Source organism: Acetobacter farinalis (genome assembly GCF_011516935.1).
GTDB lineage: Bacteria > Pseudomonadota > Alphaproteobacteria > Acetobacterales > Acetobacteraceae > Acetobacter > Acetobacter farinalis.
The window spans coordinates 50,154-76,966 of record NZ_WOTF01000009.1; the positions used below are offsets into that span (position 1 = coordinate 50,154).

At 60.1% G+C, this 26,813-nt stretch carries 21 protein-coding genes and 1 pseudogene; 7 read left to right on the forward strand and 15 right to left on the reverse strand.

Features of this window, described 5'->3' with window-relative positions; all coding sequences use genetic code 11:
• Nucleotides 1–3: 3 nt before the first annotated feature.
• The 12 genes and pseudogenes from dld to tkt form a co-directional block, all read right to left on the reverse strand.
• Entirely contained in the window at nucleotides 4–1,725 is a 1,722-nt protein-coding gene (gene dld, locus GOB82_RS08860; RefSeq protein WP_166122220.1) for a D-lactate dehydrogenase, read from the reverse strand.
• Nucleotides 1,726–2,076: 351 nt separating this feature from the next.
• Nucleotides 2,077–3,846, reverse strand: a complete 1,770-nt coding sequence (locus GOB82_RS08865; RefSeq protein ID WP_166122222.1) for a chloride channel protein — start codon at nucleotides 3,844–3,846, stop codon at nucleotides 2,077–2,079.
• A 110-nt stretch (nucleotides 3,847–3,956) separates the two neighbouring features.
• Nucleotides 3,957–5,132, reverse strand: coding sequence for an ABC transporter substrate-binding protein (locus tag GOB82_RS08870; protein ID WP_242007301.1), 1,176 nt, complete (start codon nucleotides 5,130–5,132; stop codon nucleotides 3,957–3,959).
• A gap of 161 nt (nucleotides 5,133–5,293) precedes the next feature.
• Nucleotides 5,294–5,524, reverse strand: coding sequence for a hypothetical protein (locus GOB82_RS08875; RefSeq protein WP_166122224.1), 231 nt, complete (start codon nucleotides 5,522–5,524; stop codon nucleotides 5,294–5,296).
• A gap of 22 nt (nucleotides 5,525–5,546) precedes the next feature.
• Entirely contained in the window at nucleotides 5,547–6,029 is a 483-nt protein-coding gene (locus GOB82_RS08880) for a gluconokinase (RefSeq protein WP_194300439.1), read from the reverse strand.
• Nucleotides 6,030–6,182: 153 nt separating this feature from the next.
• A pseudogene (gene rpiA / locus GOB82_RS08885) lies at nucleotides 6,183–6,884 on the reverse strand (ribose-5-phosphate isomerase RpiA); the annotation flags it as partial.
• Between the two features lie 144 nt (nucleotides 6,885–7,028).
• Complete coding sequence (pgl, locus tag GOB82_RS08890) at nucleotides 7,029–7,769, reverse strand: 6-phosphogluconolactonase (protein WP_166122226.1); 741 nt, start codon at nucleotides 7,767–7,769, stop codon at nucleotides 7,029–7,031.
• Between the two features lie 4 nt (nucleotides 7,770–7,773).
• Complete coding sequence (locus GOB82_RS08895; protein WP_166122228.1) at nucleotides 7,774–8,595, reverse strand: Cof-type HAD-IIB family hydrolase; 822 nt, start codon at nucleotides 8,593–8,595, stop codon at nucleotides 7,774–7,776.
• 3 nt (nucleotides 8,596–8,598) lie between these two features.
• A complete protein-coding gene (locus GOB82_RS08900) occupies nucleotides 8,599–9,462 on the reverse strand; it encodes an HAD family hydrolase (RefSeq protein WP_166122231.1) in 864 nt (287 codons plus the stop codon).
• Nucleotides 9,463–9,513: 51 nt separating this feature from the next.
• On the reverse strand, nucleotides 9,514–10,512 hold the full coding sequence (gene gnd, locus GOB82_RS08905; protein ID WP_166122233.1) for a phosphogluconate dehydrogenase (NAD(+)-dependent, decarboxylating): 999 nt from the start codon (nucleotides 10,510–10,512) through the stop codon (nucleotides 9,514–9,516).
• 30 nt (nucleotides 10,513–10,542) lie between these two features.
• Complete coding sequence (locus tag GOB82_RS08910; RefSeq protein WP_166122235.1) at nucleotides 10,543–13,398, reverse strand: bifunctional transaldolase/phosoglucose isomerase; 2,856 nt, start codon at nucleotides 13,396–13,398, stop codon at nucleotides 10,543–10,545.
• A 90-nt stretch (nucleotides 13,399–13,488) separates the two neighbouring features.
• Nucleotides 13,489–15,591: a transketolase gene (gene tkt / locus GOB82_RS08915; RefSeq protein ID WP_166122237.1), complete on the reverse strand. Its 2,103-nt coding sequence runs from the start codon at nucleotides 15,589–15,591 to the stop codon at nucleotides 13,489–13,491.
• Between the two features lie 581 nt (nucleotides 15,592–16,172).
• Here tkt and GOB82_RS08920 point away from each other — a divergent pair.
• The 5 genes from GOB82_RS08920 to GOB82_RS08940 all read left to right on the forward strand — a co-directional run bounded on the left by GOB82_RS08920 (nucleotide 16,173) and on the right by GOB82_RS08940 (nucleotide 21,115).
• Nucleotides 16,173–16,745: an ankyrin repeat domain-containing protein gene (locus GOB82_RS08920; protein WP_166122239.1), complete on the forward strand. Its 573-nt coding sequence runs from the start codon at nucleotides 16,173–16,175 to the stop codon at nucleotides 16,743–16,745.
• Between the two features lie 91 nt (nucleotides 16,746–16,836).
• A complete protein-coding gene (gene hisC / locus GOB82_RS08925) occupies nucleotides 16,837–17,904 on the forward strand; it encodes a histidinol-phosphate transaminase (RefSeq protein ID WP_166122241.1) in 1,068 nt (355 codons plus the stop codon).
• A gap of 178 nt (nucleotides 17,905–18,082) precedes the next feature.
• On the forward strand, nucleotides 18,083–18,358 hold the full coding sequence (locus GOB82_RS08930) for a hypothetical protein (protein WP_242007302.1): 276 nt from the start codon (nucleotides 18,083–18,085) through the stop codon (nucleotides 18,356–18,358).
• A gap of 159 nt (nucleotides 18,359–18,517) precedes the next feature.
• Nucleotides 18,518–19,576: a transporter gene (locus GOB82_RS08935; RefSeq protein ID WP_166122243.1), complete on the forward strand. Its 1,059-nt coding sequence runs from the start codon at nucleotides 18,518–18,520 to the stop codon at nucleotides 19,574–19,576.
• Nucleotides 19,577–19,759: 183 nt separating this feature from the next.
• Nucleotides 19,760–21,115: an inorganic phosphate transporter gene (locus tag GOB82_RS08940; protein WP_166122245.1), complete on the forward strand. Its 1,356-nt coding sequence runs from the start codon at nucleotides 19,760–19,762 to the stop codon at nucleotides 21,113–21,115.
• Between the two features lie 64 nt (nucleotides 21,116–21,179).
• On the opposite strand, the gene GOB82_RS08945 is transcribed toward GOB82_RS08940, so the two are convergent.
• The 3 genes from GOB82_RS08945 to GOB82_RS08955 form a co-directional block, all read right to left on the reverse strand.
• A complete protein-coding gene (locus GOB82_RS08945; RefSeq protein ID WP_166122247.1) occupies nucleotides 21,180–21,512 on the reverse strand; it encodes a YnfA family protein in 333 nt (110 codons plus the stop codon).
• A gap of 116 nt (nucleotides 21,513–21,628) precedes the next feature.
• On the reverse strand, nucleotides 21,629–22,501 hold the full coding sequence (locus tag GOB82_RS08950) for an ABC transporter ATP-binding protein (RefSeq protein WP_166122249.1): 873 nt from the start codon (nucleotides 22,499–22,501) through the stop codon (nucleotides 21,629–21,631).
• On the reverse strand, nucleotides 22,498–23,352 hold the full coding sequence (locus tag GOB82_RS08955; RefSeq protein ID WP_166122251.1) for an ABC transporter permease: 855 nt from the start codon (nucleotides 23,350–23,352) through the stop codon (nucleotides 22,498–22,500). The genes GOB82_RS08950 and GOB82_RS08955 overlap by 4 nt, the downstream gene beginning before the upstream one ends.
• A gap of 232 nt (nucleotides 23,353–23,584) precedes the next feature.
• On the opposite strand from GOB82_RS08955, the gene GOB82_RS08960 reads away from it, so the two are divergent.
• Both GOB82_RS08960 and GOB82_RS08965 read left to right on the forward strand, forming a co-directional pair.
• On the forward strand, nucleotides 23,585–25,033 hold the full coding sequence (locus GOB82_RS08960; protein ID WP_377792249.1) for a transglycosylase SLT domain-containing protein: 1,449 nt from the start codon (nucleotides 23,585–23,587) through the stop codon (nucleotides 25,031–25,033).
• Between the two features lie 334 nt (nucleotides 25,034–25,367).
• Nucleotides 25,368–26,726, forward strand: a complete 1,359-nt coding sequence (locus tag GOB82_RS08965) for a hypothetical protein (RefSeq protein WP_166122174.1) — start codon at nucleotides 25,368–25,370, stop codon at nucleotides 26,724–26,726.
• Nucleotides 26,727–26,813: the final 87 nt, after the last annotated feature.

A 26,813-nucleotide genomic window follows, 5' to 3' on the forward strand; every position in this document is an offset into this window, starting at 1 on the left:
GCCTCAGACGCTCTCAGCCACCCAGTTTTTCTTTTTGGTGGCCAGACCGATGCCGGGGTTCATGCAGTTGCAGGGGTCCAGTTCCCGGTAATGCGCCAGCATGGTCTCCGGTGCGTGATACAGATGCCCCACGTTATGTTCGGCCGGGTAGCGGGCGCCGCGCTGGTCCAGGCCGGGCAGCATGCTGTGCTCCACGGCCATGGCGTTGTAGCCTTTTTTAATGACGTAATCCTGATGCATCACATGGCACAGGAAGTGGCCGTAATAGAGTTTGACGATAATTTTTTCTTCAATGTCCTGCGGCAGTTTTTCAAACCACTCCTGATCGTTCCGGCGCAGGGCCACATCCAGCGCCACAATATCCTCGGCCTCGCGGTGGTGCACGGCACGGTAGCGCACGGCAGCCCCCGCCGCGGCAAAGCGGTGCAGGAAGGCGCGGGAGCCTTCATCGGGTGTGCATTCGAAAAATTCACCTGTGGCCGTGCTGAAGAACTGCTCCAGATAGGCCCGCACCGGGGCCGCAAGGGTGGCGGAGGTTTTCAGCATCAGGTGATGTTCGAACCTGTCCCGGTAGTCCAGCATCCGCTTGGGGAGCTGGTTGGGGAGGAGCGTGCTGAGCGCCTGCATCAGCCGGTCACTCAGGTTTTCAGGCAGAAAGCTGAATTTCTTGGCAAAAATATCAAAGCGGGATTTTGTGGCGAAGAGTTTGGGCAGGAAGCCGGTGCCGAACTTGCGGATCACCGCGAAGGTGTCCTTGCCGTATTTTTCGGCAATATTGAACGCATCGCGGTGGATGTATTCCCCGGCAATCGGCAGTTCATCAAAGGCTGTCAGCACATGGCGGCGGAGGTCTTCCAGCTCCTGTGTGCTGTTGCTGCCAATGTAGAACACGGCAGGGTTTTTCTCCGCCGGGAAGGTGTCCAGCCGCACGGCAAACACCACCAGCTTGCCCGCGCAGCCTGCCGCTTCATGCCAGCGGGAAGGGTCAGCATTGAAGCGGGCGGGGGTATCGGCATCCACATCCCGCACATGCGTTACATACTCGCCGTCATGCCCGCGGCCGGCATTCCAGTCGATATCCGTTTCGGAGAAGGTTCCGGCCTGAAGCGTGTTCAGAATGGCCTCCGGGTCATTCCCCAACTGGATGCCCAGATGGTTGACAAGGCGCAGCTGGCCATCTTCCCCCACCTGCCCGAACACGGCCATTTCCGTATAGGCCGGGCCGCGCTGCACCAGCGCACCGCCGGAGTTGTTGCTGATCCCGCCCAGAACAGACGCCCCGATGCAGGAGGACCCGATAACGGAATGCGGCTCCCGCCCGATGGCGCTCAGCTTGCTTTCCAGCTCATACAGCGTGGCGCCGGGCAGGCAGACCACCTGCCTGCCCTCCCCAATCAGATGCGCGCCGGTCAGCCGCAGGGTGCTGATAAGCACGATCTCGCGGTCATAGTTATCGCCATCAGGTGTGGAGCCGCCTGTCAGGCCGGTATTGGCGGCCTGCATGATGATAATTTTGCCATCCGCCACACAGGCCTGCGCCACCCGCCACAGCTCCACCAGCGTGCCGGGCTGCACCACGGCCAGCACCTTGCCCGAACCAAAGCGGAAGCCGTGGCGGAACCGGTAGGTTTCGGCCTCGCTGGTCAGCACATGGCCATGGCCGACAATATCCTTCAGGCGGCCCAGCAGGGGCTGGTTTGCCGGGGTCTGGGCGGGGGTCGTCATAAGGTGGAGCTCCGTAAGGCGAGGAAGGGGTGATGTTATAACACGCTTCTTTTTGAGTGCCAGATTGCAGGCATGCGTACCGGTCCATGCCGTATCCCAGTCTATACCTGAGCCAGTGCGCAGCGAAGATCCTGAACGCGGCACGGGCCGCTTCAAAAGGCCCGATGCTGGTCACGATCAGGCGACCAGCCTGAAAATTCCAGCTTTCATTGGTTTGGTCATGGTGCTTTTGGCAGGAGTGTGTGCATCAGAGCTGAAGCGGGGGCACGTGCTCGACAGTCTGCGTGGAAACGGCAGACATTTTCAGGAATGGCCGGGTCCGGGCTCAGAAGGCCCCGCATCCGGGCAGGCTCAGCCGCAATATTTCTCCCCCGCCAGTTCCCGCCGGGTGCGTTCCAGTTCTTCCGCATAGCGCCGCAGCACGTAGCGTTCACTCAGCAGGCCCAGAATGTGGTTCTGGGCGTCCACCACCGCCAGCGCGGGGCGGGCCAGCCGCTCAAAACTGTCAATGGCGGTGGCGAGGGAGAGGTCGGGTGTCAGCGCCAGATCATCCGGGGCCACCAGTTCTGCCAAGGGCGTGGTTTCTGTAAACCGGCCTGAATGGAGCTGCACATTTTCCACCAGCCCCCGGTAACGGTTTTCCGCATCACATAGAATGATGTAGCGCGGAGTCTGGTGCGGGAAGGCCAGACGGGCGGCCTGCACGGTTTCTGTCACGGGGAAGGTGACCACTTCCGTGCGCATCATCCGCTCCACCGTCAGGGTGCGCATCCAGCCCACATCCACGCCCGAGCGGATATTTTCTCCGCGTAGGTGGAAGCGCCATGTGGCGAAGGAGTAGCCGAATGTCCGCCGCACGGTAATGGAGGAAACAATGGCGGAAACCACCACAGCGCCTGTCAGCGGCAGGCTGCCGGTGGTTTCCAGCGCCAGAAAGATCATGGTCATGGGGCCGCCAATCACGCCCACGGCCAGCGCGCACATGCCCGCAATGGTGCAGACAGACACCGGCAGAACCGCCAGCGGGGCCAGAACCCCGGCAAAGACCGCGCCGGTCAGCACCCCCAGATACAGCGAGGCAAAGAACAGCCCGCCGCGAAAGCCGGAGCCAATGGAAATGGCGGAGGCCAGCGCCTTCAGCCCCAGGAGCCCGAGGGCGAGCATCAGCGGGGGAGCAGCAATCAGCCCCGCGCGCATGGCCATATGGCCGGAGGAAAGAACGGAGGGCGAGACAAGCGCCAGCCCCCCTACCAGCAGCCCCCCGAGCGCCGGGTGCAGCCAGACCGGTAGCGGCAGGCTGCGGAAGGTGTGTTCTGTCAGCGTGACGACGCGCATCAGCATCACTCCCACCAGCCCGGCAAAAATCCCAAGCAGGACAATGGGGAAGTAGGCCAGAAGCGGAATGCTGGTCGGGGTTTCCACCTGAACCGGCAGCAGGACAGTGCCTGTCAGATGTACAATGCCAATGCCGCAGATAGCGGCCAGAGCCACCGGGGCCAGTGCGGTAAAGGTGTAGGAGCCGATAATCAGCTCAAACGCGTAGAATGCTCCGGCCAGCGGGGCGTCAAACGCCGCCCCGATGGCTCCGGCCGCCCCGCAGCCCACCAGCAGGCGGACATCGGAGCGGTGCATGCGCAACTGCCGCCCGATGCGTGAGCCGAAGGCTGCCCCAAGCTGGCTGAATCCGGCCTCCAGCCCCAGAGAAACCCCGCAGCCGTTGGAAAGAATGGTCTGCCCGGCCAGAATCAGGCTGTCCCGCAGGGACATCCGGCCTCCGTGCAGGGCGTTGGCCTCAATCGGGTCTACCGGGCGGAAGCGGGTTGTGCGGGCCAGATACAGGCTGCTCAGCCCCAGCAGCAGGCCACCGCCCATTGGCACCAGCAGGGCGCGCACAGGGCTGATGGCTGTAAGGCCGGACAGTCGGCCCGAACCCGGAGCCAGCAGATGGTGCGCGAGCAGTGTAGTGGCTGTCATGAGGCTGACAGCACAGCCCGCCAGCCCTCCCACCAGAGCCGCCAATGCAATCACCCACAGGTTATCCGTGCGTACAAGCGCACGAAGCGCCGCCAGAAGCTGGGGCGGCGTGTTGTGGGTGCGCATATGGTCCAGCAAGCCTGTCATGGCTGCAAGGGAACAGGCAGAGGAGCGTCTGTCGGGGCGTCTGTCCGGTGTTTCACACTGTCCCTAATGCCTGCTTTTGCCCGTGTGAGGAAAGACCTAATTTCAGGCGCTCAGGGGGCAGGGGCAGGGGGTGCCGGAGACTGACCGGCCAGAATGCGTGTCACATCCTCCTCTGTCAGGGTGTAGCGGAAGAACCGGGTGTAGAAAGTCTTCACATCCCGGCGCAGGTCAAAATCCCTGAACAAGTCAGGGTGGATATGCTGCGCGGCCCATTCCATCTGGAGCAGGACTTCACACCCGTAGCGGTCCCACGGGAAAACACCTTGCGGGCTGGTCCATGTCCTGCCGCGCTGAAAGGCGCTGAGGGTGCGCAGCGGGCTTTCAGCCGTCAGGGTTCCGGCATCCGGCCCCAGAATGAGGATGTCCGGATCCCATGCCACAATCTGCTCGAACGTAACGGGGCGACGGTTGCCCGAAACCTCCGCGGCGGCATTGCGCCCGCCTGCGGCCTGAATCCAGGCGTCAATCAGTGTATTCGCGCCATCAATCTGCAAAGGGGCAAGGCGGGCGATATGCAGCACACGCGGGCGGGCCGCAGCGGGCAGGGCGGCCGTGCGGGCATGCAGGGTTTGCAAAAGCCCTTCCATGGCCTGCCGGTACTGCCCTGCCATCTGGCGCGCGTAAGGGGTGGCGAGGGCCTCGGCGGTCATGTCCACGGAGGCGAGCATCTGCGGCAGGGTCGTGTAGTGGGCGTCCAGCGTGGGCAGACCTGTTTTGCGCAGATCTTCCGCCTTGGCACGGGTGGGCACGAACACCAGCCCGATATGCCGGTTCAGCAGATCTTCCGGGTTGGCAATCTCCGGGCGGATGCCGGTTTCAGCAGAGAGAAGAGTCGGGGCAATTTTAAAAAGCCACGGCAGATCAGCGGGTTTGTTGGCCGAGACCTTGATGCGTTCCGCCCCGCCCAGCATGACGGTAATCTCGTTATGGGCGAACCACAGGTCGGCAATATTGGCCGCGTTCTTACCCAGCGTGACGGGGGTGCCGCTCTGGTCCGTAACCGTGCGCGGGTAAACGGGGGCGTGCTCTGCGACCGGAGGAGGGGCAGGGGCTGCCAGCGTATCAGCAGGGGCGGAGGCATGGCTGGCCGGGTGTGCGGTCTGTGCCATGGCTTGGGCAGGGAACGCCTGCGGGGCGGCCAGCCCGGCCCCCAGAAGGCCGAGCATGAGGCCGGACGTGCAGAACAGCCTGCATCGGCGCATAAAGGGGAGCATAAAGGAGCGCATCGGTATTCCGGCCTGATCGTATTATATACGGTAGAATATAGAGGGCGATGGTGCAAGACGCCGCTTCCCCCAAAGGAGCGGGGGAACATGCGCTGTCTTGCACAGAGGAAGGAAAGCTGGCGGGTTTTTAGACAGCCCTGACGTACGGGGTCAGGCCGCCCTCAGGCCAGCAGGGTGCGGTTCCGCCGCCAGGCATCTTCCAGTGCGTCCGCCGGGTCCATATGGGCATCACTCCACGCGCCTTCAGATGTTTCCGGTGCGTGCACAACGGCGCGCCATGTGGCGCTGCCGGTCTCTCTCTCCATGCGCACATGCCAGGAGGGAGGAATACGCGTGAGCAACCGTTCGATCTTCTGGCCAGATGTCAGCGGTTTTGCGTAATTATGGCTCACGCGGCACTCCTCCGTGGTTCAGTCAGAGCGTTTTCAGATACGCCAGAATGCTTGCAATGGTTGCCGCAGGGGTTTCCTCTGCGGGAATTGTCATAGCGTGTTCATCCGCGCCCGGTTCTTCCAGAGTCTGCAACTGGCTGGGGAGCAGGGTGGGCGGCATATAGTGGCCTTTCCGGTTCTTCAGCCGCTGGAGCAGAATGGATTCCGGCGTGTGCAGATAGATAAAGATCGGGTCCAGCCCCCCCTTGCGCAAGGCATCCCGATAGGAATGTTTCAGGGCGGAGCAGGTGAGAATGCCGCCTGTGCCCGCTTGTTTGCACCGGGCCAGCCAGTCATGGCAGCTTGCCAGCCAGGGCCAGCGGTCTTCATCATTCAGGGGGATGCTGGCAGCCATTTTCTCAACATTCGCGGCGGGGTGCAGGTCATCCCCTTCCTGAAACGGCCAGCCGAGTTCATTCCGCAACCCGTGCGCAATGGTGGTTTTGCCGGAGCCTGAAACGCCCATGATGACCAGAAGCTGTTTCTTGATTCCCTCCGCCGCTGGCTGGGGCGGCAGCACGACCTGATTTCTGGCAATATGATCGTGCTCGGGAGCACCCTGTGCCGCGGTGTGGGCGGAGGGCGCCAGAGCGGTGGCTTTCTGCGCGCCGGACGCGGTGGGGTGGAGAACCTGAATGCCTTCAGCCCCCGCGATAATGGCCTGCGTTGCCATGTGAATGAACAGCCCGTGTTCCACAACACCCACAAGGTTATGGATTGCCTGCCCCAGTGTCTGCGGGTCTGCAATCGGGCCAAACACGCAGTCCATGATCAGGTTTTTTTCATCTGTCAGATAAAAAGAGCCGTCCCGCATTTTGCGTGGCGTGACCTGCGCGCCCAGCCTGCCTAGATGAACGGCAACATTTTCCCAGCCGAACGGAACCACTTCCACCGGCACCGGGCAGAGCATGCCCAGATGGTCAACATACTTGCTGCTGTCTGCCACAATCACAAACTGCTTTGCGGCGGAGGCGACAATTTTCTCACGCAGCAGCGCGCCACCCCGGCCCTTGACGAGGTTGAGGGTGCCCGGTTCGATCTCATCCGCGCCATCAATGGTGATATCAAGCTCAGGGTGCGCGCCAAAGCCGGTCAGTTCAATACCTTCCTCACGCGCCTGTGCTTCCGTGGCGTTGGAGGTGGGAATGGCACAGATGCGCAAGCCTTCTTCCCGCACACGGCGGCCCAGTTCCGCCACCACGAAAAACGCGGTGGAGCCCGTACCAAGCCCGACAACCATGCCGTCCTGCACCAGAGCCGCAGCCTGAATGGCAGCCTGTTGTTTGAGTTTTGCAGCGGGGTCCAAAGGTGTGCCGGTCATGCTGTGGTTCCTTGTTCTTACTTTTTAGTGCGTCGTTCTATGCGAACCGGAGGATGTCTCCCCGGGCGTATTTCCAGGTGTATCCGTGAGCGCTTTTCCCCAAGGGCGTTTTCTCCCTGGGGGGGCGCCTTTGGTGCGGTTTGTTCAGTCTTCAGGGGCGGCGGCGCGGTCCAGCACCCATGTCAGGTCTCCCATGGCGGTAATGCCGCTGGCCGGGCAGGCGGGGTCCTGCGCACGGACTTTTGCCACCACATCCCGTTTGGACTCTCCTTCCACCAGAAACACCACATGGCGGCTGGCATGGATGGCGGGGTATGTCAGGGTCAGGCGCGTATAAGGGGCCACAGGCGGCACGCAGGTGGAAACCCATGCGGTGCGTTCCTTCAGCACCGGCTGACCGGGGAAGAGGGACGCCGTGTGGCCATCTGCGCCCAGACCCAGCAGATTGACATCAAACAGCGGTTTGCCCGGCTGGAATGTATCGGCCCCGTAAAACCGCTTCAGCTCTGCCTCATATGTTCTGGCGGCGTCTTCCGCCGTGCCCGTGGCGGGAATGAGGTGAACATTCTCCGCAGGAACCGGCACGCGGGAGAACAGCAGCCGCTGCAGCATGCCGGAATTGCTGTCCTGATGGTCATGCGGCAGAAAGCGGTCATCCCCCAGAAAAAACTGCATGCGCGCCCACGGAAAGCGGCTTGCATAGGGTTCCGAGGCCATCAGGCCATAAAGCCCCTGCGGTGTGCTGCCGCCGGAGAGCGCCATGCTGAACGGACCATCCGTTTTTTCGAGCGCTTGCTTCAGGAGCCAGTCTGCCAGATGGCGGGAAACCTCGTCCCGGTTGGCAAAAACGGCAACGCTGCCGGTGCGGGTGTTCTGTCCGGTCATGGGTCTAGTCCTCTCCGAGCACATACCGCTCGATCGCTTTGGCAAAGCCGTCCTCTTCCGAGGACGCTGTTGTCCAGGTGGCGTTGGATTTCACGCTGTCCGCAGCCTGCCCCATGGCAACAGAGGCTCCGCTGGCGCGGAACATCAGCACGTCGTTCGGCTGGTCTCCCACCGTCAGCATGGCGGCGGCAGGGATGCCCAGCAGGCGTTCCAGTGTATGCACAACGGCGCCCTTGTTGGCATCCGGGTGCGTGATGTCAACATACCAGGGCTGGGAAAGTGCAGCCGAGGCGGTCTCTCCCAATGTCTGCGCGAGAGTGGCCGCCACGCGGCGCATCAGGTCCGCATCATCACTCACACCGGTGATCTTGATGATATCATCCAGAACCGCCTCATATGAGGAGACAACACGCGGCGGGAACTTCACGGTCCTTTGCTCCTGCGCCACATGCGGGGCGGAGGCATTGGGCACCAGCCAGTCCTGCGGGGTGTACACCCATGCGGGCACGCCGTGATCCTGCAGCAGGGCAAGGGTTTTTTCCGCCACGAGGCGGGGGAGGCGCAGTGTGCTGAGCACCCGCATATCAGGCGGCTGCACCATCATGCCGCCGTTAAACCCGGCGAGGGGCGTGGTCAGGTCCAGAGGCTCAATGAGCATGCTCATGCCACGGGGTGGCCTGCCGGACGTTATGGCAAAAAGAATGCCGCGCTCCCGCAAGGCCTGCACGGCCCAGATGGCACGCGGGGTGAGAACTTTCTCCCGCGTGACCAGTGTGCCATCCACATCAGCCAGCACCAGCCGGATGTCATGCGGCGGGCGGGGCATGGGTCAGGCCCCGGAGACCACGCGCGGAAGCACGAGATCCTGAATGGCTTTGGACCAGCCTTCCTGCGTGTTGGAGGCGGTGACAAAATGGGCCTGGGCGGCAACCCAGTCCGGAGCCTGCCCCATGGCAATGGAAAGCCCTGCGGCTTTGAACATCGGCACATCGTTGTCCATGTCGCCAATGCAGGCCACTTCCGAGGGGTCAACGCCGTACTGCGCGGCAAGCAGGCGCAGGGCATGGCCCTTGTTGGCTTCGAGCGGCGTAATGTCGAGAAACCACTCGCTGGAGCGGGCCACGCTGGCGCGGCCTTGCAGCAGCATGCCAATTTCCGCTTCCTGCCGGGCTACAGCCCCATAATCCGTGGAAGAGCCGGTAATCTTGCCAACGCCCGTTGTGGAGCCCGCGAAGGAAGACACCACCTGCGGGTCCATGCGCAGAATCTGTCGTTCTGATTCCACATAGGCCCCGGTTTCATTGTCCACCAGCCATTCATGCCCACGGAACAGCCAGGCATCCAGATGATGCACTTTCAGCATGTCCAGCGCGTCCTGCACGGCTTCCGGGTCCAGTGCGAGCCGGGAGCGTACGGTGCCATCGGCATTGAAAATGGTGCCGCCATTCAGCGCACCGTAGGACGTGCCGAGCTTCAGCACATCAAAATACATCTCGATTCCGGCAGGCGGGCGGCTGCTGACAAGGCAAAGCGGAATGCCCGCATCCTTCAGCGCCTGCACAGCGGCAAGCGAATGATGCGTGATCTGCTTTTCCGGTGTCAGCAGGGTGCCATCCATATCGGACACCACCAGCCGGATGCGGGAGGCCGGGGGCGCAAGCGCTGCGTGAAGGGCGTTATCTGTAACCGTCATTCTGCGTCTGCGCTCCCTGTCCTAACCCTGTCGTCCTGTGCCGAACGGCACTTACTCTTTTGTTTCAACGTGTCCGCCAAAGCCGTAACGCATGGCGGAGAGCACTTTTTCCGAAAATGTGTTGCCAGAGCGGGAACGGAACCGCGTGAAGAGCGCGGCTGCCATGACCGGTACGGGCACGGCTTCTTCAATGGCCGCTTCAATGGTCCAGCGGCCTTCACCGGAATCATTCACTTCCCCGGAGAATTCGGAGAGGGTCTCATTCTTGGTGAGCGCCTGTGCTGTCAGGTCCAGCAGCCAGGAGGACACGACACTGCCACGCCGCCAGACTTCCGCAATATCCGCCAGATTCAGGGAGAAGCGTTCATCTTCCGGCAGGAGCGGGGAGTCCTTGCGGTACATCACGTCAAAGCCTTCAGCAAAGGCCTGCATCATGCCGTATTCAATCCCGTTATGGATCATTTTGACAAAATGGCCGGAGCCCGCCGGGCCACAATACAGGTAGCCCTCCTCGGCACGGCGGTCCACGCCATCACGGTCCCGACCGGGGGTGCGCGGAATATCGCCAATTCCGGGAGCCAGAGCGGCCAGAATGGGGTCGATATGTTCAGCGGCTTCCCGTGCGCCGCCGTACATCATGCAGTAGCCGCGCTCCAGCCCCCACACGCCGCCGGATGTGCCGACATCAATATAATCAATGCCTTTTTCAGCCAGCGTCTTTGCACGACGGATATCGTCCTTGTAGTAGGAGTTCCCCCCATCAATCACGATATCGCCATGGTGCATCAGGCCACCCAGTGACATCACGGTTTCTTCCGTAATCTCACCTGCCGGGAGCATGGACCATACGATGCGCCGCGGTCCGGCCAGCTTTGCCACGACATCCGCCAGACTGCTGGCTCCGGTGGCGCGTCCGCCTTCCGCACGGGCCACGATTTTTTCAACAGCCGCGGTGTCACGGTCATAGACCACCACGTCATGCCCATGCCGTGTGAGGCGGACGGCAATATTGCCGCCCATTCTGCCAAGCCCGACGATGCCAATCTGCATGCTCAGTTCCTTATCTTTATTCCGTATAGTTTACAGGGCGCCGTGCAGCGCTGTTGCCAGAGCGGCCAGACCGTCTTTCAGGGAACCGTGGAGATGGACGCGCAGGGCGCGGCGGCCCCGTTCCGCCAGAACATCAAAGTCCCCACGGGCCTGCGCGGCTTTCACCACGCCAAAGGTGTAGTTGGTGCCCGGTACCGGCAGGTCTTTCGCGTCATCCACGGTAATCTGGAGGAACACGCCGGTGTTCGGTCCGCCTTTGTAGGCCTGCCCGGTGGAGTGCAGGAAGCGGGGGCCGAATTCAGCCGCCGTGGCAATGGTCTTGGCATCACGGATTTTCAGGCGCGTGTGCTGCATCCACTCCATCGTGTTTCGGTCGCGCTCGATATAGGCCAGCAGGCCCACATAATCGTCCGCTTTCACACGGTCGAAATGCGCTTTCAGAATGGCTTCCGCACTGTCCCCCTTGAGGGCTTTTGCATTGGCCTCATCCGCATAGAAGGAGAACGGCCCATGCTGTGCAAAGGGCTTTTCCTCCGGCAGTTTGCCGGTCTTGCTGTAGGCGTCTGTCAGCTTGCGTGTTTCCACCTTGCTGGCTTCCACATCCGGCTGATCGAACGGATCAATCCCCAGGAACGCACCCGCCACGGCCGTGGCAATCTCCCAGCGGAAGAATTCCTGTGCGATCTGGCGCTTGCTGTGCAGGGTGATGGTGATAACCGGCTGCCCGGCATCAATCAGCGAGGCAATGGCTTCATCCTGCTCATGCTGGTGTTCCGCGGCAAGGCGCAGATACACGAACAGGCGGTCGGACCCATAGCGTTTCGGGCCACCCAGTGTCTCATCATCAATGGGGATAATCCCCTTGCCATGCTTGCCGGTGGATTCAGCAATAAGCTGCTCCATCCATGCACCGAAATCGGCAATCTGCGGCGTGGCGATGATGGTGAGCTTGTCCCGGCCGAACTGTGTGGCCGCCACACCCATGATGGTGCCCAGCTGCACGCCGGGATTGTGGGCGGGGGGCACGCTTGCGTCTGTCATGCGCACGCCGCGCAGGGCGTCTTCCAGGAACAGTTTCAGCGGCAGGCCAGCGGCTGCGGCCGGCACCACCCCGAAGTTGGACAGCACGGAATACCGGCCGCCAATCTGCGGGTCCCCTGCAAAAATCTTCCAGAAGCCGTCTTTCTTCGCCTGGGCTTCCAGCTTGGAACCGGGGTCGGTAATGGCCACGAAGTGAGAGCCAGCCTTCTCGCCCAGCGTGCGTTTGGCAAGGTCATGGAAGTAGGCCATCAGGATGTTTGGTTCGAGCGTGCCGCCGGATTTGGACGCAACGATGAACAGCGTGTGGGCCGGGTCGATCTTCTTTTCAAACGTGGCAACCTGCTGCGGGTCCGTGCTGTCCAGCACATACAGGTGGCCAAAGCCTTCATGCTTGCCAAAGGTCATGGCCAGCACTTCCGGCCCGAGGCTTGAGCCCCCCATGCCCAGAAGCAGAACCTGCTTGAAGTTGCGGGCCTTGACCTCAGCCTGAAAGCTTTCCAGCTCGGAGAGGTGGGCAAGGCGGTCATCCACAATGTTCAGCCAGTTCAGCCACTGGCCTTCCGAGCCACCGGTCCAGACTGAGGGGTCCTTGGCCCACAGCTTGCGGATGGTGCCGTTCTTGCGCCATGCCTCCAGCCCTTTCCGGACGGCGTCTTCCAGCGGTGCGGGCAGGCTGGTTTTCATGTCGGTCAGCTTGTTGGCCAGCATGGCCTGCTGTTTGGCGGCCACGGAACCGAGGAGGCTGTCAAACGCCTCCTCAAAGGAGGTCACGCCTTCTTCCACCAGCGTTGTGGTCACGCCGTCCAGATCAAGGTTCAGCCGCTCGGCTTCTTCCATGACATGGCGGGCTTCAGCCAGCCCGGTTGTCAGCGTTTCGGCCACGGTGCCATGGTCACGGAATGCTTCCATGGTGGCGGGCGGCATGGTGTTGACGGTATGGGGGCCAATCAGGCTGTCCACATACAACACATCACTATAGGCCTTGTCCTTCGTGCCGGTGGAGGCCCACAGCAGGCGCTGTGACTGCGCTCCGGCGGCTTCCAGCGCTTTCCAGCGCGGGGTCTGCATCATTTCCTGCCAGTAGGCATAGGCCATCTTGGCATTGGCAATGGCCACCTTGCCGCGCAGGGCTTTGAGAGCCTCGGCGTCCTTGTCGCCTGCTTTCACACGGTGATCAATTTCCGCATCAATCTTGCCGTCAATACGGCTTACAAAGAAGGAGGCGACAGACGCCACGGAGGAGAGATCACCGCCCTTCTTCTTCAGGTCTTCCAGTCCGGAAAGCCAGGCCTCAACCACGGCTTTGTAGGCGGAGAGCGCGAAAATCAGCGTGACGTTCACGTTGATGCCCGCCGCAATGGTCTCACGGATGGCCGGGATGCTTTCCGGTGTGGCGGGAATTTTGATCATCAGGTTGGGTTCGGACACATCGGCCCACAGGCGGGTGGCCTCATGGGCCGTTCCCTTGCCGTCCCGCGCCAGATAGGGGGAGACTTCAAGGCTGACAAACCCGTCTTTCTTGTGCGTGGCAGTATAAACAGGCGCCAGAATATGCGCTGCTGTCTTGATATCCCGCACGGCCAGCTTTTCATACAGCGCACCGGGGGAGACAATTTCATGCTCCAGAATGGAGCGGATCTGCGCGTCATATTCCGTGCCTTCGCCCATAGCCTTCTGGAAAATGGCCGGGTTGGAGGTCACGCCGCGAATACCATCATCCTGCACGATGCGGGCCAGAGAGCCGTCTTCAACAAAGGAGCGGCGGATAAAGTCAAACCAGGGGGATTGCTGCACGGCAGCAAGCTCCCGCAGCGGGTTGGCACCTTTATGTGAAGAAGCAGTCATGACTGGAATCCTTTTCTGCATGCCACCCGGCTGGCTTGTGCCAGCCGGGTGGCAGAGGAGCGTCTGAATAGTCGTGTGAAGCTGTGGCCGTTACCGTGCCTGACGGCGGGCGGCTTCCAGTACAGCTTCCGGCGTGAAGCCGAATTTTTTCGCAAGCTGGCCAGCGGGGGCGGATGCCCCGAAGCCGCGCATGGCAATAATTTCACCCGTGGGGCCGGCATAGCGGTCCCAGCCAATGGGGGAGGCGGCTTCAATCGTCACGCGGCCTGTAACGGCAGGCGGTAGCACCGCATCGCGGTAAGATTGTGGCTGGGCTTCAAACAGTTCCCAGCTCGGCATGGAGACCACGCGGGCCGGAATGCCGTCCTTCTCCAGAGCCTCATAAGCGGATACGGCCAGGCTCAGCTCACTGCCGGAGGCAATCAGGATGACTTTTGGTGTCTCCTTGCTGTCTGCCAGCACATAGCCGCCCTGTGCCACGCCAGCGGCGGAAGCAAAGCGGTTGCGGTCCAGCGTGGGCAGGTCCTGGCGGCTGAGAGCCAGAGCCACCGGGCCATCCTGCTTGGCAATCAGATACCGCCAGACTTCGGCGACCTCGTTGGCGTCGCCGGGGCGGAACGTGATCAGGCCGGGGGTGGCGCGCAACTGCACAAGCTGTTCGATGGGCTGATGTGTCGGCCCGTCTTCCCCCACGCCGATGGAGTCATGCGTGAAGATATAGGTCACCGGCAGGTGCATCAGGGCGGAAAGCCGGATGGGGGCTTTCATGTAATCAGAGAAGATCAGGAACCCGGCGCAGAAGGGGCGCAGGCCATACAGGGCCATGCCGTTCACAATGGCGCCCATGGCGTGCTCACGCACACCGAAATGGAAATTCCGGCCGCTGAAGGCACCGTTCCATGCAGGCGGCTGGAAGCTTTCCTCGCCTTTCAGCAGGGTTTTGGTGGAGGGTGCCAGATCGGCCGAGCCACCCAGCAGCCAGGGCAGGCGGCCTGCCACGGCATTCAGCACTTCACCGGAGCTGGCGCGGGAGGCCAGACCTTTTGCGTTGGCATCAAAAACCGGGATCTGCGCATCCCATCCTGACGGCAGTTTTCCGTTCAGAATAGCGTCCAGTTCAGCCGCCAGTTCCGGGTGCGCCGTGTGGTAGGCGGCAAACAGCTTTTCCCATTCCGTACGGGCCTTGGCACCGCGCGCGCCCAGACCCTCCTGCATGTGAGCCTGCACACCGTCCGGCACGTAAAAGCTGCGGTCTTCCGGCCAGCCGTAGGCCTTCTTGGTTTCACGGATTTCTTCCGCGCCCAGCGGTTCACCGTGCGCTGCGGCGGTGCCAGCCTTGTGCGGCGCACCCCATGCAATCACGGAATGGACCACAATCAGGGTGGGGCGTTCGGTTTCGGCCTTGGCCTGAGCCAGAAGGGTCTTCAGGGTTGCGGTATCGTTCGCGTCCTTCAGTTCCAGCACCTGCCAGCCATAGGCGGTAAAGCGGGCGGCGACATTTTCCGTCAGGGCGATATCGGTCGAGCCTTCAATGGAGATTCGGTTGGAATCGTACAACCAGATCAGATTGCCCAGCTTCAGGTGCGCCGCGGTGGAGGCGGCTTCACTGGAGATGCCTTCCATCATGTCGCCATCCCCGCACAGGGTGTAGACATCATGGTTGAACAGCTCAAAACCCGGCTTGTTGAAGTGAGCGGCCAGCCATTTTTCCGCTATCGCCATGCCGACGGAGTTGCCACAGCCCTGCCCGAGCGGGCCTGTGGTGGTCTCAACGCCGGTGGTGTGGCCGTATTCCGGGTGGCCCGGTGTTTTGGAGTCAAGCTGACGGAACTGCTCAAGGTCAGCCAGCGTCAGGGACGGCTCCTGCGTGACCTTGCCGTTCTTCACCTGCCGGACACCGGCCAGAAAGATCAGCGAATAGAGCAGCATGGACGCATGACCGATGGACAGCACAAAGCGGTCCCGGTTCGGCCAGAGCGGGTCTGCCGGGTCATAGTTCAGCACATCCTGCCACAGGGTGTAGGCAACCGGAGCCAGTGCCATCGCGGTGCCGGGGTGCCCCGAATTCGCTTTCTGCACGCCATCCATGGACAAGGTGCGGATGGTGTTGATGCACAGGTTATCGAGATTGGCCGCTCCCCCGGCGTTCAGACCATCCGGTGCGTGAAGTGGGGTGGGAAAAGAGGCACGCATGCTAACCTATCCTTCAGAGTGGACACTGTATTGTTCTGGCCCGGTGAAGCCACGCAGCCGGGATACCGGCAGGTCTCAAAGGTTATTACATTCACACGGTCCGGCATTATTGGGCAAGAGCAGGAGTATGACTCTCCGCCTTCCAGCACCCGTTCCGGGGCGGAGCCGGATTTTGCCGGACTGTGCTGGTCTTTCAGAGATGTCTTCAGATCCTTGCTTTTGGCGTTCAACGCACGAGATCGGCCTGAAGCTGCGTGAGAGGGAGGGGGTATCTTGTTTTTCTGGGCCGGATGTCAGATAAAAATCAGCGGCGGGGACGTAAAACAGGGAGGCATGACCCCCTGATTTACCACGGATTTTCAGGTTATTCGCCCCTGTCCAATCCGGCCTGCCAAGGGAAGATCACTTGCGCGTGAAGGCTGCTGCTTCCCGGCGAGGGGGCCATGGGCAGGAAACGCTGCACAGGGTGGAGCGTTTGGAGTATAAGGGCAGAGCCAGAGCATCCGCCCCAGTGCAGCCTTTATGGTGTGGCAGGTCAGGCAGGCTATGCATTTTTGCAGGAATTTTTCCGGAGTTCGAGCATGACACAGGTTTCTCCCCAGAACCCGCGTTCTCAGGGCGCGCAGCCCCCGGCTGCCGGTGGGGCGTATGGCAGTTTTACGCAGGAGCAGGTTGAAGCCCTGTTTATCAATGCCGCGCGGGAGGGAGAGGCAGATCTGCTCTCCAGCTTTCTGGATGCCGGGATGAACCCTGATCTGCAGGTGGAAAAAGGCTACACGCCTCTCATTCTGGCGTCCTATAACGGCCATATTGAAGCTGTGAGCGTGCTGCTCATGCGCGGGGCCTCGCCTGATTTGCAGGATGAAAAAGGGGCAACGGCGCTGGCCGGGGTGGCGTTCAAGGGCTTTCTGCCCATTGCCCGCATGCTGCTGCAGGCCGGGGCGCAGGTGGATCTGCCTAATGCCGTGGGGCGTACCCCTCTGATGTTTGCCGTCATGTTCGGGCGGGATGATATGGCGCGGCTTCTTCTGAAAGCCGGTGCCAGCCCGACCCATCGGGACGGTGAGGGGCTGAATGCGCTTGATCTGGCCCAGCGCCAGGGCAATGCGGCATTGCTGGCCCTGTTCAAGGAGCACGAAGCCGGTCAGGCCTGACAGAACACAGGCTTTTCAGGCGGAAACGCATCGGTTAGGGGAGAAGGCAGCCTTTTGCGGGCTGCCTTCTTCTTTTGTGGATAGTTCAGCCATGAGCCGTTTCTGGAGTCCTCTCGTTCACCGCCTGACACCCTACGTGCCGGGCGAACAGCCCAGAATGGCCGATCTGGTCAAGCTCAACACCAATGAATCCCCCTATGGGCCGTCTCCCCGTGCGCTGGAAGCCATGAAGGCTGCGGCGGATAACGGCATGCGCCTGTATCCGGACCCGGAGTCCCTCCGTCTGCGCACCGTTCTGGGTGAACGCGTGGGGCTGGAGGCCGGGAATGTGTTTGTGGGCAATGGCTCGGATGAAGTGCTGGCCCATGCCTTTCAGGCCTTCTTTGGCCACGGCGAGCCTATCCTGTTCGCGGATGTCACATACAGTTTCTACAAGGTGTATTGCGGCCTGTACGACCTGCCATACAGGCTTGTTCCGCTGGATGAGGACATGGGGATTCAGGTGGCGGATTATGCCGGGCCGTGCGGCGGCGTTGTGCTGGCCAACCCCAATGCGCCAACCGGCATGGCGCTGGGGCTGGATGAGGTCCGCCGCCTGCTGGACATGCACCCGGACCGCGTGGTGCTGGTGGATGAAGCCTATGTGGACTTCGGGGCGGAAAGCGCTGTTTCTCTGGTGAAGACGTATCCGAATCTGCTGGTGGTGCAGACCTTCTCCAAATCCCGCGCGCTGGCCGGGGCGCGGGTGGGCTTTGCCTTTGCCCAGCCGGAACTGATTGAAGGGCTGACCCGCGTGAAGGACAGCTTCAATTCCTACCCGCTGGACCGCATTGCGCAGGCCGGGGCCACCGCCGCGGTGGAGGATGAGGACTGGTTTCTGGACAGCGTGGAAAAGGTGATCTCAACACGCAGGGTTCTCTCTGCAAAGCTTGGGGATCTGGGCTTCAAGGTCTTGCCTTCACAGGCTAATTTTGTTTATGTTCAGCATGCTGACCGCGATGCTGCGGAACTGGCGGCACACCTGCGGGAGCGCGCCATTATCGTCCGGCATCTGCGCGGTGTGCGCACATCCTCGTGGCTGCGGATCACGGTTGGAACAGACCAGCAGTGCGAGATGTTACTCTCAGCCCTGCGGGAAATCCTTCTTCGCAACTGCTGAGCATGCTGCCCGGGCTGGTTCTGGCCTGCCGGGTGGGCAATGTGCGCGCTTAGCTTGAAAACTCTACTGTTTCCCCCGCCTTTCCGGCGTGTTGCCGGGGGTGGGCTTGTGTCTGTGGTGCTCTGGCAGCGTCTTGGTTGCTGAAGGCCTGTTGGAATAATCAAGGGAGCTTAAACCCATGCGTGCCTTTCATGGTCAAATGTCTGATAACCAGCCTATCCGCCGCAGCCTGCCGGAAAAGCAGAAGCAGTTGCGTGACCTGAAGGAAACGCTCGCGGCCATGAAATCCCACACGTCTCCGGCCCTGCGGGAGAGCGTGCGGAAGCGGATTGCCCAGCTTGAAGCCGAAGTTACGGCCGCACCCGTGCTGAAACCGGCCCGCAAACCGGCCACTGCCACCCCGCGTGCGGGGGCGGAAGGCCGCCGGCCTGCGCGCCCGGTGCGCCCGCGCTGAGGCTCCTTCTGCGGTAAAAACGCGCACGGCGGCCCATGAGGACTTTGTCTCCACGGCCCGCCGTGATATGAAGCGGACCAGTTTGCGGCGGGCCGTTAACAGTCCGTTTCCTCATGGGACAGGCAATGATCGCCCTTTCGGGAAACAGGGAGTTCAGCGATGGCCAGAACCGCCTCCTCCACATTGCCGGATACCATTTCTGAAGGTGGCACGCTGCTGCGTGACGGCCTGATCTGGGCTATTTTCTGTCGCCCCGGTCAGGAGCCGGTGGAAATGGATCGGGAGGTTGTGAGCCACCGCCTGATGACAGGCGCGTTCCCGCCGGAATTCGCCAATACAGATGGCTGGGCGTGGTTCCATTTCGATATTGTCCACACCCTCTCCCGCACGCAGATTGAAAGCATTCCCTCCCTGCCGGAGGAAGTCCGGCAGGTGCTTACCAATCTGGAACGCAGCATCCGTCTGGACAGTGAGGAAGAAACAGTCTTCGGTGCGCTGCCCGCCTTTGATGACACCACGACGGATGATGACCGGAATGTCAGCACATGGCGGTTCGCTCTTCAGCCGGACCTGCTGATCACCACCCGCAGGCACCCGATTCCCGCTCTTGGCGTGGTGTTTCATGAAATCCGGCGTGGGTTGATCCCGCGTTCCCCCGCCAAGCTGGTTGACCGCGCCCTGCTGGAATTTGCCGATACCCTCCGGCGGGATTTCGCCCGGCTGGATGACCAGCTTGACCGTGCGGAAGATGTCCTGCTGATGCTGGACCGTGATACCGACCTTGGCCGCATGAGCGGTCTGCTCGGCCTTGTCCGCCGCCGTTCCACGGAGCTGCGCCGCGTGCTGGCTCCGGTTGACCGTATTTTTCGGGATGAAGAGCTGGAACTGCCGGAATGGGCGGAAGATGACCTGCGAGATCGCTCCCAGCGGCAGGTTCATGCCGCACTGGATGACCTTCTGGCCCTGCAGGACCGTGCGCGGTCCCTGCAGGATGAGCTGACATCCAATCAGGCGGAAGAAACCAACCATCGCCTGTATATCGTGTCCGTCGGCACGACGTTGATGCTGCCCGCAACATTTGTCACCGGCTTTTTCGGTATGAATACCGGCGGCATGTTTCTTACAGATGGCTCATGGGGCACGGTGGTTGCAGGGGTTCTATGCTTTGCCATCATGCTCGGAACATGGCTCCTCCTGAAGTTTACGCGCCTGCTTTAGTCCTGCCTTGGCAAAACGGTTATTATAAAAATCAAGACTGTTATAATAGTACTAATGTTTATTGTCGGGTTGTAAAACGACCCTTTGGAACAATTAAGGTTTTATGAAATCCCTCTTCAGGGAGATGAAAAAAGTAAAAAACTGGTCTTAATGCAGGGAAGTGCAACACAGGTTCTGCTCCCCATGCTTCATTTCGCTCCGTATTCGGTGTTTTCCATCCTTGCGCTGACCACATGCTTCCTGCTGGTTTGCGTTTTTGAATTTGTTAACGGATTTCACGACACTGCCAACGCAGTGGCAACCGTCATTTACACCCATTCCCTCAAGCCGCGTGTGGCTGTGATCTGGTCCGGTCTGATGAATTTCATCGGCGTGCTGGCCGGGGGTATCAGCGTGGCGTACGGGCTGGTGGAACTGCTGCCGGCTGACGTCCTCTCCCCCCCGAATGGAGACCCGGCCGTTCCCATGCTGATCTCCCTGTTCGGCACGGCTCTGGCATGGAACCTGTTCACCTGGTGGTTCGGAATTCCCAACTCCAGCTCTCACTGCGTGATTGGCGCGCTGATTGGCGTTGCGATTGGGGATGCCTTCCTGCACACGCGCGGGCTTGCCGTGAGTGTTGACTGGACCCAGATCTGGAAAGTGCTGCGCGCACTGGCCATTTCCCCCATTCTGGGGCTTGTGGGTGCGGGTGGTCTTTACTTCATCATGAAGCATCTGGTGAAAGACCCGGAACTGTACCAGCCGCCGCAGGGTGAAAAACCCCCGCATCGCTGGGTGCGCGGCCTGCTGATCCTGACCTGCACGGGTGTCAGCTTCTCTCACGGCAGCAATGATGGCCAGAAAAGCATCGGCCTCATCATGCTGACCATTATCGGCATCCTGCCCGCAACCTTTGCGCTCAGCCCGAATGCCACATCCTATATTCCGCAGATCGCCCCGCAGGCGGTTATCGCGGCACCGCTTCTCCAGAAATATGACCATGATGGCCTGCGTGAAGAAGCTCTGGCTTCCGTGCAGCGCCTGCAGACCACAGACCCGGCAACAGTCGTGCCCTCCATGCTGCGTGCCGATATTTATGAAGTTCTGGCTGGCCTGAAAGCCGTTGCGTCCAACCCGGAGGCTTCTGCCACGGAAAAGAAAAGCGCCAAGGACATTGGTGCAGCGCTGCGCCCGACTGTGGAATATGCTCCGTGGTGGGTGCGTCTGCTGAGCGCCCTGTGCCTCGGCCTTGGCACCATGATTGGTTACAAGCGCATTGTGCACACGCTGGGTGAGAAGATTGGCAATACGCACCTCACTCCCGCACAGGGGGCTTCTGCCGAACTGGTGGGCGCTGGCCTGATTGCCACGGCGGGCTATACCGGCCTGCCGGTCTCCACCACGCACATTATTACGGCAGGTATTGCCGGAACCATGGTCGGCTCCGGCAGCGGGATCAATCCGCAGATGCTGACCAAAATTGCTTTGGCCTGGATCTTCACGCTGCCTATCACCATTACCATCGCCGCAACACTGTTTTACGTCATCAGCATGTAAAGCAATGTTCTCCTGCCCGTGTTCCTTTATGGCGCACGGGCAGGGGGTGCTTATCTGACTGCCTTCAGCCTCTGGGCGCCATCAGGATGATGGAGGCCCCGCCAAGGCAGACCATCGCCCCGAGCAGTTCCCATTTATCGGGCGTGCGCCCTTCTACCAGACGCATCCAGAGCAGGGATGCCGTGATGTAAACGCCGCCATAGGCGGCATAGGCGCGGCCTGCGGAGTCTGACTCAATGCGGGTGAGCAGCAGTGCAAACAGCAGCAGGCTGGCAAGGCCCGGCAGAAGCAGCCACGCGGAGCGCCCTTCCTTCAGCCAGAGCCAGACGGCAAAACAGCCGGCAATTTCAGCAAATCCCGCAGCCAGATAAATCAGAAATGGTGTGAGACGCAGCACAACAGCCCCCGGAGCTGAAAAACCCAGTTTTACAGGGCTGCTCCCCCGGCAGCAATCAGGGTGCGGTGCGGGTGCAGGGTGTTGGGCGTGCTGGCCTGCGGGATCAGCCTGCTGGGTTAACCTGCCGGCTCGGCGGGCGGGGCAGCTTCCGGTTCAGGGGCCTGCATTTCCTCGCGGTAGGCGGCCATGACATCGGCGGTCGGGCCATCCATGCGGATGCGCCCGCCCTCCATCCAGATCAACCGGGTGCACCATGTTTCCAGCACATCCAGCGCGTGGGAGGTGATCACCAGAATATCCGTGCTGTTCACAACGGAGGAGAGCCGCTGTTCCGCGCGTTCACGGAAATGGAAATCGCCCGCCATGAACCATTCATCCATCAGCAGGATCTGCGGGGTGATGGCCGTGGCCAGCCCGAAGCCCAGCCGCACGATCATGCCGGACGAATACAGCCGGACCGGCAGGTCCAGAAAAGTATCAAGCTGCGCGAAGGATTCCACATCCTGTTCAAGCTGGCGGATCTGGGTTGTGTTCAGCCCCTTGTGTCGCCCCATGAGTGTGATGTTCTCACGCCCCGTGAGTTCCGGGTTCATGCCGGAGTTCACGTCCAGCAGGGCGGCCACCTGCCCGCGAATGGCGACATTCAGGGAATCAGGCATATAAATGCCCGCCATGACGCGCAGAAGGGTGGATTTACCCGCACCATTATGCCCGATCAGCCCGACACGCTCGCCCGAGCGGATCTCAACAGACACATCTTCCAGAGCCTGCACATAAACGGGGCCGCCATCCGGGCGGCCGGTGCGGACTTCCCCGCCGGTGCGCAGGCTGCGTGAACTGGTCAGAGCCGCCTTGCCCTGCCGGAACAGCATCTTCTTGAGCGAGCGCGCCCCTCCATGGAAAATCGGGAATTCGAGAGACAGATTCCGGATGCTGATGGTGGAGGTTCCGGCGGGCACGCGCCGGGCGTCAAAAAGAGAGCCACTCATACCCAGAACGCCAGTTTGCTGCGGGAGCGGGAGAAAACAAACAGGGCCAGCAGGCAGAACACCAGACTGATGCCCCCCGAAATCAGCCAGGCGGCACCCGTAGGTGCCTGCCCCAGAAATGGCCTGCGCACAATTTCCAGCAGTGAATAAAACGGGTTGAAATAGAGCAGCCAGGCATGGTCCGCCACCTGCTTGGGCTCCCAGATAATGGGCGTGATGTAGAAAATAATCTGCATGATGCTGCCCACAATGGGCGGGACATCGCGGAAGCGCGCACAGGCGCAGCCCAGCAGCAGGCACAGCGCCACACTATCCACCAGCCAGAGTAGCAGGGCAGGCAGGGCCAGCACTACGTCGGAACCGGGCCAGATACCAAAAATCAGGAAAACCGTGACAGGCACCACAAGGTTATAACTGAACACAATCCCGCAGCGCATCATGGTGCGCAGGGCCTGCACGGTGTACGGCATGTTCACCGAGCGCAGTGTTTCCGTTGCGCGGGTAAAGGTTGAACAGCTTTCCAGAATCAGGGCGGCAAGGCCCGTCTGCCATAGAATTATCGAAATTGAGAGGTATGGCAGGTAATCTTTCAGAACAAGATGAAAAAGCTGGGAATAGATCAACCCCATGGAGCCGATCATGACAGCTGTTGTGAGTGTCAGCCAGAACGGCCCGAGGGTGGACCCGCTGAATTGCAGCCGGATGTCCAGCCAGCCGAGCGTGGCGGCCAGCCGCCACAACCGGAAACCATCTGCAATATCCTTGCAGGCCATGACAATGCGCGAGCGGGTGCGCGGGGCCGAAGGAGCGGTGAAACCTGTGTGTTCAGAAGAACCGGAACTGACCATCATGCCCTCTCGCCTATCCGATCGCGTAGCGGCCCGCAACTCTTCTTCCGTCCCCCAGCGCTTCGGTGCGCACAGAAAAGTCAGCCCGAAGGCCGGGGCTGGCAGGGATGATGTGTTGCATGAGAGACGTTGGCGTTATAGAGACTTAGAGACGATTCTTTCCATATACTCTCAGGAGGGCGTCCGGCTTAGTCCCTGGCGTCTTGCTTCGTGGGCAGGGCGGATATAATCCATGATCACCAGACACCCCTCATCCCGTTCTTGTCAGGTGCCCGCCACACGGCGGCGTAAAGCCCTGCGGCGCGCTGTGCGGACATCTCCTGCGCTGGGGTTGCTGGCTCTTCTGGCGGCCTGCGCCACCCAGCCGGTGCCTGGTAGCTCTCCCACTCTCCCTGTGGCGGAAGAAGCCGCACAATATCGCGCCCATGCCCGTTCCTACTACGCCCCACCCGGGCCGCCGGAAGATCCGTGGGGGCCGTATATTCAGGAAGCGTCCAAAAAATTTGATGTGCCGGAAGAGTGGGTCCGCGCAGTCATGCAGCAGGAATCGGGCGGCCGACTGTTCCATAATGGCCAGTTTGTCACCTCGGCACCCGGTGCCATGGGGCTGATGCAGTTGATGCCCCCTACCTATGATTCCCTGCGCTACGCCTATAATCTGGGGGATGATCCGTATGACCCGCATGATAACATCATGGCGGGCACGGCGTATATCCGGCAGATGTATGATGTGTATGGCTCTCCCGGGTTTCTGGCGGCCTATAACGCAGGCCCCGGCCGGCTTGAGGATTTCCTGACTCGCAACCGCACGCTGCCGCGTGAAACCCGGAATTATGTGGCCTCCATTGGCCGCCGGATTGTAGGCATCTGGCCTGCCAACCGCTCTCAGGCCGATATGCTTGTGGCCAGCCATGATTCCATGGCGCTGGCCTATCAGCCCACACAGTCTGCTACAGAAACAGGCTCTGTCCGTACGGCCTGGTTACACAAGCAGTCTCCCTCCAGCGTAGGGAGCCAGCCTGTGCAGGTGGCGGAAGCCGCGGCTGACAGCAGTGCGCCGGAAACGCCTTCCTATGGTGCGGACTGGCATCCGGTGTCCCGCGCAACGCCTTCTTCCGCCACGCGGAATGATGTCAGCTCCGTCTGGGCGCAGCGTATGGCTGCTTCTGGTGTGGCTGCCGGTGGGGCGTCTGAAGCGCCGGTGCAGGTGGCGCAGGCTGTTGATGCGTCTGAACCGGTGGAAGGTGCTGCGGATGATGCGCAGGGTACTGCTGCGACACCTCAGGTAGCTGCTGCTCCTCCGGCGCATGTTATCCGTGTTGCCGCCGTTACTCCGGTCGCGCCCGTTGCGAATACGAGTGGCCATGGCCATTCCATTCACCTGATCCCCCGAGCCATGGCAGAACCGGCCCCGCTGCTTACCCGCAAAGCCCGAGCGGAGGAACCGCGGAACTGGGCCATTCAGGTCGGGGCTTTTGGCTCTGCCTCCATGGCACAGCAGGCGACAGGGCAGGCGAAAAACCGCGCAACGCTCTCTGGTGCCAAGGCACAGGTAGCGACCGTGCAGGTGAAAAAAGGCCGCCTCTATCGTGCCCGCCTGACCAACCTCTCCCACACAGATGCCGTTGCAGCTTGCCGCCGTCTGACTGGATGCGTGGTGGTTTCTCCGGATTCACGGTCCTGATTTGAAGTCACGGCTTGGTCAGGACTACTGAAAGATACAGAATGCCAGCGTGAAGAATTTTTCTTCCGCTGGCATTTTTTTTGCGTAATTTTCTGAAACGGCACAATAGCTCACGCCTTCTGTAGAAGGTGTTGTCTGCTGTTTCTGCTCTGCATGGCAGGGCGGAAAATCGAAATGTAAGAAATCGCATTTTCCTTACAAGAGAAGATATTTTTATTTAAATATTGTCTGAATGCAGTAAATCTGTATTTATGATTTGTAAATAATTTGTGTGGGCAATATGAATAATAATAAGGACTTCGTCCCGTATAAAGAGATTAGAAATTTCATTTCCATGAAAAATAAGACGATATGCATCGTTGTTGTTTCTGTTTCTATTTTCTTGATTCAGGCTGTTTATGGTTTTGGATATCACCCGTTTGGTGATGAATCCGGACATGATATCGGTGCGCGTGCTCTTGAAAAGGGCGATATTCTTTATAGAGATTATATTGATGCCCATGGTCCGGTTGTTTATTTCGCAACGTGGATTTTAGGGAAACTGGTTGGCTACAAATATGCTTTCCTGTTCCGTCTGAATGCGGTCATCATCACGGTGCTGGCAGCTTTTGGTTTGTATCACGCCAGCAGGTCTACGGTCTGGCGAGAGCGGCTGATTGCTCCGGCGTTATTTCTGGGTTTGATAGGGCCTGTGTGGATAGTCCAGGCCCTGAATATGAATGGCTACTGGATTTTTGGCGGGGACCTGACAGTTCTTGCATGTTGCTTGCTGGTTGTTCCCGCACTTCTGGATAGACCCCTTGAAAAATGGGCAGCGGTTGCAGGCGGGGCTTCTCTGGGATTTCTGCCTTTTGTGGCGTATTCCTTTCTGCCGGTCACGTTTCTGTTCTTGCTCTCACTTCTTGTTGTGTTTTTCAGCCGATCATCAGGATTAAAAACGAGAGATATTTTCAATATTCTTTCAGGAATTCTTGTTGCTTTTTGTATCATGCTTTTATGGATGCTGGTGTATGCCGATATAAAAGGATTTATCGTTTATCATTTTATAAACAACCAGTTTTATTATTCGCACTATATTCCATTCAGTTTTGGGGCAATTTTCAAAAGTCTCAGGCCGTCTGTTCTGCCGGCAAATCTGGTGCAGACGTTTTCTGTCCTGATGCTGGTTATCGGGAGTGCTGTTCTCGTTTTTAAAGCGCGGTACCGGGTTGCAGGCGGGATCGCGATAGCGGGTATTTTTTCTCTGGATGCCCGGGGTGGAACCACCTTTCATGATGGTGCGTTTGTGGTGGCGTCTCTGGGGCTGGTTTCTCAAATGCTTCCCATTTGGCTTGATCAGTACAAAAGCAGGCTTCTTGGCTTTTCGTCTGTTCTGGTGGCTAGCTCTGTTCTGGTCGGGCTACATGCTGTTTCCTCCCCGTTTGAGGAGAATTATGTTCAGCGCAAACAGGCCGGATTTCATCTCTTCCAGTCCAGCAATAATCTGATTGATCAGAAAATTCGTCAGTATGCCGGGCCAGAGGAACGTATTCTGGTTATTCCCTATAATCCGAATGTTTATATTGAGGCTGACCGTCTGCCCATACGGAAATATCACGATTACCTGCCGTGGGAAGCCGATTATGCAAAGCATCCCGTATGGGGGTATGAGCGTGATATTTGTGTCGATCTGGAGGGATCGAAGAACCGTTGATTGATGTGCTTGGCCAGTAATTTCTGGGTTTTGGCGATTTGATTGACGGTTTTCTGGAGAGCTTTTGATCTGCGTTTTGAGCAGATC

What these genes read in the sequence shown, in the direction of transcription:
- dld (WP_166122220.1), bottom strand. Translation starts at nt 1,725, where the DNA reads ATGACGACCCCCGCCCAGACCCCGGCAAACCAGCCCCTGCTGGGCCGC.
- GOB82_RS08865 (WP_166122222.1), bottom strand. Translation starts at nt 3,846, where the DNA reads ATGACAGGCTTGCTGGACCATATGCGCACCCACAACACGCCGCCCCAG.
- GOB82_RS08870 (WP_242007301.1), bottom strand. Translation starts at nt 5,132, where the DNA reads ATGCGCTCCTTTATGCTCCCCTTTATGCGCCGATGCAGGCTGTTCTGC.
- GOB82_RS08880 (WP_194300439.1), bottom strand. Translation starts at nt 6,029, where the DNA reads ATGGGCGTTTCAGGCTCCGGCAAAACCACCATTGCGCACGGGTTGCGG.
- pgl (WP_166122226.1), bottom strand. Translation starts at nt 7,769, where the DNA reads ATGACCGGACAGAACACCCGCACCGGCAGCGTTGCCGTTTTTGCCAAC.
- GOB82_RS08895 (WP_166122228.1), bottom strand. Translation starts at nt 8,595, where the DNA reads ATGCCCCGCCCGCCGCATGACATCCGGCTGGTGCTGGCTGATGTGGAT.
- GOB82_RS08900 (WP_166122231.1), bottom strand. Translation starts at nt 9,462, where the DNA reads ATGACGGTTACAGATAACGCCCTTCACGCAGCGCTTGCGCCCCCGGCC.
- gnd (WP_166122233.1), bottom strand. Translation starts at nt 10,512, where the DNA reads ATGCAGATTGGCATCGTCGGGCTTGGCAGAATGGGCGGCAATATTGCC.
- GOB82_RS08910 (WP_166122235.1), bottom strand. Translation starts at nt 13,398, where the DNA reads ATGACTGCTTCTTCACATAAAGGTGCCAACCCGCTGCGGGAGCTTGCT.
- tkt (WP_166122237.1), bottom strand. Translation starts at nt 15,591, where the DNA reads ATGCGTGCCTCTTTTCCCACCCCACTTCACGCACCGGATGGTCTGAAC.
- GOB82_RS08920 (WP_166122239.1), top strand. Translation starts at nt 16,173, where the DNA reads ATGACACAGGTTTCTCCCCAGAACCCGCGTTCTCAGGGCGCGCAGCCC.
- hisC (WP_166122241.1), top strand. Translation starts at nt 16,837, where the DNA reads ATGAGCCGTTTCTGGAGTCCTCTCGTTCACCGCCTGACACCCTACGTG.
- GOB82_RS08930 (WP_242007302.1), top strand. Translation starts at nt 18,083, where the DNA reads ATGCGTGCCTTTCATGGTCAAATGTCTGATAACCAGCCTATCCGCCGC.
- GOB82_RS08935 (WP_166122243.1), top strand. Translation starts at nt 18,518, where the DNA reads ATGGCCAGAACCGCCTCCTCCACATTGCCGGATACCATTTCTGAAGGT.
- GOB82_RS08940 (WP_166122245.1), top strand. Translation starts at nt 19,760, where the DNA reads ATGCTTCATTTCGCTCCGTATTCGGTGTTTTCCATCCTTGCGCTGACC.
- GOB82_RS08950 (WP_166122249.1), bottom strand. Translation starts at nt 22,501, where the DNA reads ATGAGTGGCTCTCTTTTTGACGCCCGGCGCGTGCCCGCCGGAACCTCC.
- GOB82_RS08955 (WP_166122251.1), bottom strand. Translation starts at nt 23,352, where the DNA reads ATGATGGTCAGTTCCGGTTCTTCTGAACACACAGGTTTCACCGCTCCT.
- GOB82_RS08965 (WP_166122174.1), top strand. Translation starts at nt 25,368, where the DNA reads ATGAAAAATAAGACGATATGCATCGTTGTTGTTTCTGTTTCTATTTTC.